General features: G+C 70.4%; 6 protein-coding genes. 3 read left to right on the top strand and 3 right to left on the bottom strand.

Annotation, left to right across the window (positions count from 1 at the left end; all coding sequences use genetic code 11):
- Positions 1-164: 164 nt before the first annotated feature.
- Entirely contained in the window at positions 165-1787 is a 1623-nt protein-coding gene (locus tag QH270_RS19430) for a DUF2207 family protein (protein WP_280344387.1), read from the bottom strand.
- A gap of 278 nt (positions 1788-2065) precedes the next feature.
- On the opposite strand from QH270_RS19430, the gene QH270_RS19425 reads away from it, so the two are divergent.
- Positions 2066-2977, top strand: a complete 912-nt coding sequence (locus tag QH270_RS19425; protein WP_280344385.1) for a neutral zinc metallopeptidase — start codon at positions 2066-2068, stop codon at positions 2975-2977.
- A gap of 58 nt (positions 2978-3035) precedes the next feature.
- A complete protein-coding gene (locus QH270_RS19420; RefSeq protein WP_280344396.1) occupies positions 3036-4172 on the top strand; it encodes a neutral zinc metallopeptidase in 1137 nt (378 codons plus the stop codon).
- A 3-nt stretch (positions 4173-4175) separates the two neighbouring features.
- Here the strand turns inward: QH270_RS19420 and QH270_RS19415 are convergent, their stop codons facing one another.
- On the bottom strand, positions 4176-5456 hold the full coding sequence (locus tag QH270_RS19415) for an ammonium transporter (RefSeq protein WP_280344383.1): 1281 nt from the start codon (positions 5454-5456) through the stop codon (positions 4176-4178).
- A gap of 79 nt (positions 5457-5535) precedes the next feature.
- The gene (locus QH270_RS19410; protein ID WP_280344379.1) at positions 5536-6363 is read right to left on the bottom strand and encodes a hypothetical protein; all 828 of its coding nucleotides are present in this window, start codon (positions 6361-6363) and stop codon (positions 5536-5538) included.
- 440 nt (positions 6364-6803) lie between these two features.
- Here QH270_RS19410 and QH270_RS19405 point away from each other — a divergent pair, with 440 nt between their 5' ends.
- Entirely contained in the window at positions 6804-9593 is a 2790-nt protein-coding gene (locus QH270_RS19405; protein ID WP_280344377.1) for a DNA polymerase III subunit gamma and tau, read from the top strand.
- Positions 9594-9630 lie beyond the last annotated feature (37 nt).

Raw genomic sequence — 9630 nt, 5'->3', positions numbered from 1 at the left:
CCGGCGCCCCCCCCCGCCCCCCCCCCCCCCCCCCCCCCCGGCGCGCCGGGGGCCCGCGGGGGGGGGGGGCCCCCCCCCGCCGGGGCGCCCCCCCCCCCCCGGGGCCCCCCCCCGCGCCTCGGCGCCTACCCGAGCGGACTGCCCTGCGACAGCCATGAGGTCGGCTACCGCGGGTTGAACGCCCCTTCCAGAGCCGTGATGAAGAACGGGAATTGGGCGGCGAAGCGGTGCAGATCGCGGTCGCGGTCGTAGCCGGCGAACCAGTACAGGCCGGGTTGGGAGTCGGCCGAGGGGTCCATGTCGCGGAAGACGCGGACCCAGTTGTCGGCGCGACCGCTGATCACCGTGTACGGCAGGGCACGGGAGAAGACCGTCTCCTGGTCGATCGGCGGGATCTGTTGGCGGGTCACGGTATCCAGGCCGCGTTGCATGGCCCTGATCCGGCCGACGACCGTGTCACCGAGGGTGGTGCGGGTCGGCAGGTAGGTGGGCAGCAGCACGGCGGCCACACCGGCCAGCGCGATCGCGACCCCGACCAGGGCGTGGCCCGCGGTCAGCGCGAGCGCGACCGTGGCGCCCGCGCCGAGGACGATCAGCGCGATGCCGATCCAGCGGGGGAGCGCGCGCTGCTTCGGGTCGGCGAACGCACCGGTGGCGACCGCGTCGTCGCGCATGGCCGCGCGGATCGGCTCCAGTTCGACGCGCCCGGGCGCGCGGAGCTCGCGGACGGCCACCGTGTCGGTGCCGTCGGGGAGCAGCATGTCGTAGACCACGCGCTCGTAATCGCGCAGCTGATCGTCGGCGGCATTGACTCGGCTGATCCGCCAGTCGTCCTCGCCGCGCGCGTTCACCGGCGTGATCCACAGGTAGCGCCGGACCGCGAGATCGACGACGGTAGCGGCGATGTCGACCGGATCGGCGTGCTCGTCGAGCAACAGCCCGGCCTCACCGGGCAGCACACCGTCGGGTGAGGTGAATTCCACCCGCCCGTTGCGCTGGACGAGCGGATCGAAGGTGTCGCTGCTCGCGATCGCCGCCGCCGCGCGTTTGCGGGCGAGCAGGACATAGGCGACCATCCCGGCCAGCGCGAGCAGTAATGCGCCGAACGCGGCGAACACGGGCGTGGTCAGGGCGAACGGGCTCGCCTCGCCGCCGCGCACATCGGCATTCGCCTCGACGGTGCCGGGCGGCATCTGCATGGTGAGGTCGATCGCGTCGCCCTTGCGCAGGTCGCGCTGGCTCAGATACAGCACGCCGTCGGGTTCGACGTGCACGTCGGCGCAGGGCTTGGTGTTGCCCGCCGGGCCGAGTTTGCAGTCCACCACGCCCATCTGGAAGCTCGGGCTGATCACCGACACGTCCAGCGCGGCGATGTCGGCGCTCACCACGCCGAGCCAGTGGAACACCTGCGTGCCAGGCGAATCGGAGACCGTGTTGTGCACCGAATAGGTGAACTTGGATTCGCCGGGTTTCGCCTCGACGACGAACTGATCGTCGACCGTCGTCGCGGTGCCCGCGCCGGTCGCGCTGACATCGGTGACCTTGAAGCGGCGTTCGACATCGTCGCCGACCTTCAGGCGCAACGGCAGCGACATCGTGAAGTTGCCGTCGGCGGGCACACCGACCGTCTCGGTGACCTCGAGCACACCGGCTTCGGTCAGCGTCAGGTCGGCGGTGATCGTGACACCGTTCGGCGCGGGCTCCGTGTGGGCTACCGGCGCGGCCGCGAGCAGACCCGCCGAAGCGAGCAGCAGCGCGCCTGCGGCGCCCCCCCGAAAAGTCAGCATGGCTGCTTACTCTAGACAGCTTGCTATTCTGCGTCAGCGGCTGTCGGCGACTCACGAGACGAGGGGGTACGGGGGACGTGACCCAACCACCGTACGGTTATGGCCCGGTCGGTCCAGGTGGACGACCGGTTCCGCCGCCCCCTGGGTACGGTCCGCCACCGGGATATCGACCGCAACCGGGCTACGGTCCGCAGGGTTATCCACAGCCGCAGGGATATCCACAGGGCTACGCGCCGCGGCAGGGCTACGGCCCGCCGTCCGGCTACCGGCCACCGCCGATGCCCTACGGGCCGCCCGGCAGGCCGACTCCGCCACCGCGCAAAGGCCGCGGCGGACTGACCTCGCTGCTGCTCGTGATCGTCTTCCTCGTCGTCGGCGGTCTGGTGAAGTTCGCCGTCAACACCGGGATCGACGTCGGGATCGGGGCGATCGGCCCCAAGCCGAGCACCACCTACGAGCCTCAGCCCGGCACCGCGCCCGCGGCGACCGCCGACAATCCGCTGCTCACCGATGCCGACGGCACCCTGGTCCCCGCCGCCTGCGACTACGCGCCGTGGGGCACCCAGGTGGAGAAGGCGCGCGCGTTCTTCGAATCCGCCGCGACCTGCCTCGAGGCGGCGTGGAAGCCGGTGATGGCCGCGAACAACCTGCCGTTCGAATCGCCCACGCTGAGCGTCACCGCGACGACCGCGGGCATCACCACCCCGTGCACCGGGTCGACGAGCAACTTCGCCGCCTTCTACTGCGCGGCCAACAAGACGATCTACATGCCGATCAGCCAGCTGCAGACCGAGCAGTTCCGCGACAACTGGGTCATCTACCTGTCGGTGTTCGCGCACGAGTACGGCCACCACGTGCAGGCCCAGTCCGGCATCCTGCGCAAGGCCAACAGCGAACGGGTCGACGCGGGTGTCCGCTCCGACAAGGGTCTCGAGCTCTCGCGCCGAGTAGAGCTGCAGGCCAACTGCTTCGACGGCATGTTCATCGCCTCGTCGAAGGGCGGCGGTTCGCTGTCCTCGGGCCAGGTCACCCTCGCCACCAAGGACTCCTACGGGCGCGGCGACGGTCCCGGCGACATGCGCGACCACGGCACCTCCGAGCACGGCGGCCAGTGGTTCGAGGCGGGCCTGGAGCGCAACCTCACCGCTCAGTGCAACACTTTCACGGCGTCCGCCAGCGAAGTGAGCTAGCTCGCGACGTTCGCGGAGGGGGCCGTTCGATGTCGAGTGTGGAGTTGTCGTTGTGAGCATGCCGCCGCGTCCCGGACCGATGTACGGGCAGCCGCCGCAGCCCTACGGCTACCACCAGCAGCCGTACGGGTATCAGCAGCCGTATGGGCAGCCCATGCCGCCACCGTACGGCCGCCCACTGCCGCCGCCGTACGGCTATGCGCCGCACGGGTATCGGCGACCGCCGCCGCGCAAGAGCGGCTGGTTCGGCTCCCTGCTCACCGTGTTGACCGTGTGCGGGATCGTGGGTGCGCTGGTGGTGGCCGCTGTCGCGATGTCGGAGCAGACCTCGGCGAATCAGGCCGCGACCACGACCCCGCCGAGCCACACCTACAGCTCGAATTCGCCGGTGCCGACGACGAGTTCGGCGCCGACCAGCACGACCACCGTGCGCACCTCGGCCCGCACCACCGCGCCGACCACGACGAAACCCGCTGGGCCGCAACCGGTGATCGCGCTCGGTCAGCATCCGCTGTTCCGTGACGACGCCGCCGGCCTCGGCAATCTCGATTGCGACCTGCCCCGCTGGTCGACCGACGCCGCCGTCGCCAAGGCGTTCTTCGCCGCGGCGCAGGTCTGCCTCGACCAGATGTGGAAGGCCAATCTCGCGGCGGCGAACCTGCCGTTCCGCAGTCCGGGCCTGGTCGTCGCGGTGAATCCGTCGGAGTTGTCCTCGCCCTGCGGCGGGGCGAGCAGCGATGCCTTCTATTGCAGCGCGTCGAGCACGATCTACATGTCCACGGCGGGTCTGGTGCTGCACAACACCCCGTACCCGCCGATGGAGGCGCTGTCGGTGTACGCCCACGAATACGGACACCACGTGCAGGGACTCACCGGTCTGCTGCAGGCCTCGTCGAATCAGCGCCGGGAACAGGGCACCATGTCGGCGGGCGGCCTGGAGACCTCACGCCGAATGGAGTTGCAGGCCAGCTGCTTCGGCGGCATGTACATCGGTTCCTCGGAGGCGGGCGGCTCGTGGACCTCGCAGGAGGGCTACGCCGCGGTGAAGCACAACTACAACCGCGGTGACGGCGACGGCCGCCACCGCGATCACGGCACTCCCGAACACAACGGCAACTGGTACAACCACGGCTACACCAAGAACCGCAACTTCGAGTGCAACACCTGGCTGGCCCCGGCCGACGAGGTCAGCTAGCGGTCAGTGCCCGCCGTAGTGCCCTTCGCCGAAGCGGCGCGGCGAACTGCCGTGCACGCCTTCGGCATACGCGGTCTCGGCGTGCAGGGCGAAGTCGATGCCCGCGGTCTCGTCCTCCTTGCTCACGCGGAAGCCGATGATCTTGTCGATGCCCTTGCCGAGGACGAACGACACCGCGAACGCGTACGCGGCCACCACGAGCACCGCCACCAGCTGCTTGCCGAGCTGCGCGAAACCGCCGCCGTAGAACAGGCCGTTCACCCCGCCCGTCATCACCTCGGTCGCGAGCAGGCCGATCAGGATCGTGCCGACGATGCCGCCGACGAAGTGCACGCCCACCACGTCGAGCGAATCGTCGTAGCCCGCCTTGTGTTTCCAGCCGACGGCGAACGAACACACGATGCCCGCCGCCAGGCCGACGATCACCGCACCGAGCGTGTTGATCACGCCGCAGGACGGAGTGATCGCCACCAGGCCGGCCACCGCGCCCGAGGCCGCGCCGAAGGTCGTCGGCCTACCGTCGCGGATCTGCTCGACGAGCAGCCAGCCGAGCATGCCGAGACTGCCCGCCACCAGGGTGTTCAGGAAGACCGCCGCCGCCGTGCCGCTCGCGCCGAGCGCCGATCCGGCGTTGAAACCGAACCAGCCGAACCACAGCAGCCCGGCGCCGAGCAGCACGAACGGCAGATTGTGGGGACGCATCGCGTCGATGTTGAAGCCGATACGCGGGCCGAGCACCAGCGCCAGGGCCAGTGCCGAAGCGCCGGAAGCGATCTCGACGACCAGGCCGCCCGCGTAGTCGAGCGCGCCGAAACCGAGCAGCCAACCATCGGGACCCCACACCCAGTGCGCGATGGGCGCGTACACCGCGAGCGTCCACAGCGGGACGAAGACCATCCAGCCGGTGAACTTCGCGCGGTCGGCGATCGCGCCGGAGACCAGCGCCGCGGTGAGGATCGCGAAGGTCAGCTGGAAGGTGACGAACAGCAGTTCCGGGATCGTCCCGCGCACGGAGTCGGGATTGATCCCGGCCAGCCCCGCCTTGTCCAGGTTGCCGATGAGGCCGCCGCCCGCGTCGTCGCCGAAGGCGAGGCTGTATCCGGCGACCAGCCAGACCACGGTGACCAGCGGGATCGCGATGAAGCTCATCATCAGCATGTTCAGCACGCCGGTCGAGCGCACCATCCCGCCGTAGAAGACCGCCAGCGCGGGCGTCATCAACAGCACCATGGCGGTAGCCGCTAACAGCCAGGCGGTGGCCGCAGGATCGATCGTTGCGGGCACGGAAACTCCTTCTTCGACGCGTGAGTGCGTGGAAGGAAATTACCCGACGATCTACCTGGTCGCGTGATAGCGGCGGGTACTAGCTGCGGTTTTCCTTCGCCAGTGCGCGGCGACCGCGCTTTCCCGGTGTCGGGAGATCGTCGTCGCTGTCGGCGAGCCACTCGGCGGTGACCAGCCAGCGGCGCTGGGCGTGCGCGTCTGCGACGTCGAAGAAGACGCGGCGGCCACGGTCGTCGCGCACGTCGCGGGCCAGTGCCGCCCAGCTCGGTGGCCTGCCGCGTTCGGCGATGTGGTCGACGACGAATCCGGCGACGAGCTTGCCGACCATGTTGACCGGCTTCTGCGACACCCGGTTGCCGTATTTCGTGGTGTGCCAGCGGCGGGCCGGGCACAGCGAACCCGGGTTCGCGTTCGAGGCGATCCAGCCCGCCCGCTGCGCGCGCTCGATCAGCCACAGATGTTTCACGGCCGACGGCGCGATCTCACCGACCCGCTCGGCGATGAGCTCGGTGATCTCGGCGTCGGCGAGGATGTCGCGCCGGGTGGGGCCGATGCCGTGTTCGGTCCAGTGCGCGGCGGCGAGCCTGGCCAGGATGCGGCCGAACTCGTCGATGCTGCGCTGCGCGCGCCTGCCTAGGCGTTCGATCCGCTCGGCCTCGCGGCGCATCTCGTTCTGCGCGGTGAGGGTGCGGATCGCGGCCATGGTCGGCACCTGCCCGCGTTCGAGCAGTTGCAGGATGGCGGCGGCGGTCGCCGGGTCCGCCGCCGCGGCGACGGGCAGCGAATCGCGTTTGATGTCGAAGTCCTGGGGGCTGATCGCCCGGCTCAGCAGGCCGACCGCGGCGTGGTCGCCGGCGAAATCGGTGTGGGCGAGCCAAGCGGCTGCGATGTCATCACACGACAGCACGGTGAAACGTTCCTCCGGTCGGCGGTGGGGGAGCGATACGGTGCGCGAAGGTTGTGCCCCGGTCGGGATGAGGGACCGGCCGGGGTCACCAACCTGATGAAGGTTTGGCCACCGAAGTTGCCGAGATCCACGGTAGCCAGGGGCTTGCGACGCTGTCACCACGGTTGATGGTTTCGTTACTTCCAGAATGTCGGGCCATATCAGGCAGTGAGTACGCATTCTCGAAGCAACCAGGATTGATGGCTTTTCGCGGGGGGATTCGCCGCGTGTGGAGTAGTTGATAGCTCGGCCGTTGCACCTGGTCACCTAGCTTTGTCGGGATTGTTCCGACCTCGACCAGAGTTGTGATTCATGTCACGTTTGCGGAGCGGTCTTCGGGACGGGGCGCGATGCGTCAGCCGCACACCCGCCTGTCACACCTCGCCGGTAGCCTGTGGGCCGTGGCTCTGTACCGGAAGTATCGACCGGCGACATTCGCTGAGGTAGTGGGTCAGGAGCATGTCACCGACCCGCTGAGTACGGCGCTGGACACCGGGCGGATCAGCCATGCGTATCTGTTCTCCGGGCCGCGCGGCTGCGGAAAGACCTCCTCGGCACGCATTCTCGCGCGCTCGCTCAACTGCGTGGAGGGCCCGACCTCGACGCCGTGCGGTGTCTGTCCCTCCTGCGTGGCGCTCGGGCCGGGCGGCGCGGGCAATCTGGACGTCATCGAGCTCGACGCCGCCAGCCACGGTGGTGTCGACGACACCCGTGAACTGCGCGACCGCGCGTTCTACGCGCCCGCCGAGTCGCGCTATCGCGTGTTCATCGTCGACGAGGCGCACATGGTCACCACGGCGGGCTTCAACGCGCTGCTCAAGATCGTCGAGGAACCGCCTGCCCATCTGATCTTCATCTTCGCCACGACCGAGCCGGACAAGGTGCTGCCGACGATCCGCTCGCGCACGCACCACTATCCGTTCCGGCTGCTGCCCCCGGCCACCATGCGCGGCCTGCTCGGCAAGATCTGCGAGCAGGAGCACGTGCCGGTGGAGGAGGCGGTGTATCCGCTGGTCATCCGGGCCGGTGGCGGCTCGCCGCGTGACAGTCTGAGCGTGCTCGACCAGCTGCTGGCCGGCGCGGGGCCCGACGGCGTCACCTACCAGCGCGCGGTCTCGCTGCTCGGCGTCACGGATGTGGCGCTGATCGACGACGCCATCGACGCGTTGGCCGCCGACGACGGCGCCGCCCTGTTCGGCACGATCGACAGCGTGATGGAGGCGGGCCACGATCCGCGCCGTTTCGCCGTCGACCTGCTCGAGCGCCTGCGCGATCTGATCCTGCTGCGCGCGGTGCCCGACGCCGCCGACCGCGGCCTGGTCTCCGGTCCCGGCGACGTCCTGGAACGCATGCGTGACCAGGCCGAACGCATCGGCCCGGCCACCCTCACCCGCTACGCCGAACTCCTGCACGAGGGCCTCGGCGAAATGCGCGGCGCCACCGCCCCGCGCCTGCTCCTCGAGGTCATCTGCGCCCGGATGCTCTTGCCCTCGGTCTCCGACACCGAGTCCGCGACTTTGCAACGCCTCGAACGCCTCGAACGCGGGTTCGCAAGTGGCGCTGTCTCTTCCGCGCGCTCGGCCCCCGCCGCTGAAGCGACGTCCGCTGCCGCGCCGCAGGCCGAACGTCCGGCCGCGCCCGCGGGTGGAACGAACCGCCGCCGTGGCGCGGAACTCCTGGCCGCCGCCCGCGCCGAAAAGGAAGCGGCTACAGGCGGACCAGTGCCCTCCGAGGCGCACCGCGACGAAACCGCCACGGGCCCGGCCGCCCGTCCACCCGCCGATCCCGGCCCGCAGATCCCCGCCGAGCGAAGTGCGCCGGTCGTGGACCAGGGCGTGTCGGACCCGCGTCACACCGCACAGCCCACGGAGCCGAACGCGCCGACGCCGCAGCAGGTCACGTCGGCTACGGAATCGAACGCGCCGACGCCGCACCAGGTCACGTCGGCTACGGAACCGAACGCGCCGACGCCGCACCAGGTCACGCCGGCTACGGAATCGAACGCGCCGACGCCGCAGCAGGCCACGCCAGCGACGGAATCGAACGCGCCGACGCCGCAGCAGGCCACGCCAGCGACGGAACCGAACGCGCCGACGCCGCAGCGGGTCACGCCGGACCCGAGTGGGGTGGAAGGGCAGTCGGTCGCCGGTTCCGGGCAGGAGAACGCCGTCGCCACGGCGATGAACGGCACGGCCGCCGAGCAGGTGACCGGCGCGACGGCGCCGAGAATCGCGGATCCCGACGCGCGGTCGCTGGAGTCGGAAACCGCGGTACAGCAATCGAATTCGTCTCAGCAGCGGCCCGATCTCGGGTCGGCTCAGGCGCCGGACGAGTCGAAGGCGCCGCAGCGCACCGCCGCGCCGGAGCAGCCCGCCGCGGCACACCGAGATTTCGCGGCGCAGGCATCCCCGCAGTCGCCCGCGCCGAGTCCGGAGCCCGACGCCGGGCAGGTGGCGGCGCCGAGTGCGGAGCCCGCCGCTGTGCAGAGTCCGGAACCAGCGACTGCCGCTGCACCCGCCGCACCGGCGGAGGACCTCGTCACGCTGGTCGAGGGGGCCTGGGCGGAGATCAAGGGGAAGGTGCGGGAGTTCGGGCCTACCCTGCAGGCGCTGTTGTCGGGGGCGGCGGTGTCGCGGGCCGAGGGCAGCACCATCGTTTTCGCGCATCAGAGCCCGCCGTTGGCGCAGCGGCTGTCGGATCCGCGCAATATCGACGCGGTGCGATCGGCGGTCCGGGCGGTGCTCGGGCGGGAGCTGGATGTGCGCTGGGAGACGGGGACGCCCGCGCCGCGACCCGCTCCGGCGGCGAAGGCCGCGGGCAACGCGGCACGCGGGCCGGGGCAGGGCGAGGCCAAGCCGGCGGGACGGCCGAAATTCTCGCGCCCCAGCCAGACGAAGGGCAATCCGGCGGGCCAAGCCAAGCCGGCCGGTGACGACGACATCCCGCCGCCCGATTTCCCCGACCTACCGGACGACCCGGGCCCCGAGGAGGGGTACTCGTCCGATCCGGGCCGGTCGGGTGGGGAATCCGCGCGTGGTGATGCCCCATTGGCACCGCCGACGCCGGAGGAGGAGCAAGAGATGCTGGCCGCCGCCGCGGAGCCGGTGGCTCCCGGTGACCGGCAGGACCCTGATGAGGTCGCTCTGGCGTTGCTGCGCGCGGAGCTCGGAGCGAAGAGTCTGGATGGTTGACAGCCACCCGCCGGACCACGTTAAGTTAACCGGAGTT

Source organism: Nocardia neocaledoniensis (assembly GCF_029868625.1).
Taxonomy (GTDB): domain Bacteria; phylum Actinomycetota; class Actinomycetes; order Mycobacteriales; family Mycobacteriaceae; genus Nocardia; species Nocardia neocaledoniensis_A.
Note: the sequence above shows the minus strand (reverse complement) of the source record. Positions and strands in the feature narration are given on the sequence as shown.

Excerpts from the sequence above, each read along its gene's own strand:
- QH270_RS19430 (WP_280344387.1), bottom strand. The coding sequence starts at position 1,787 with ATGCTGACTTTTCGGGGGGGCGCCGCAGGCGCGCTGCTGCTCGCTTCG.
- QH270_RS19425 (WP_280344385.1), top strand. The coding sequence starts at position 2,066 with ATGCCCTACGGGCCGCCCGGCAGGCCGACTCCGCCACCGCGCAAAGGC.
- QH270_RS19420 (WP_280344396.1), top strand. The coding sequence starts at position 3,036 with ATGCCGCCGCGTCCCGGACCGATGTACGGGCAGCCGCCGCAGCCCTAC.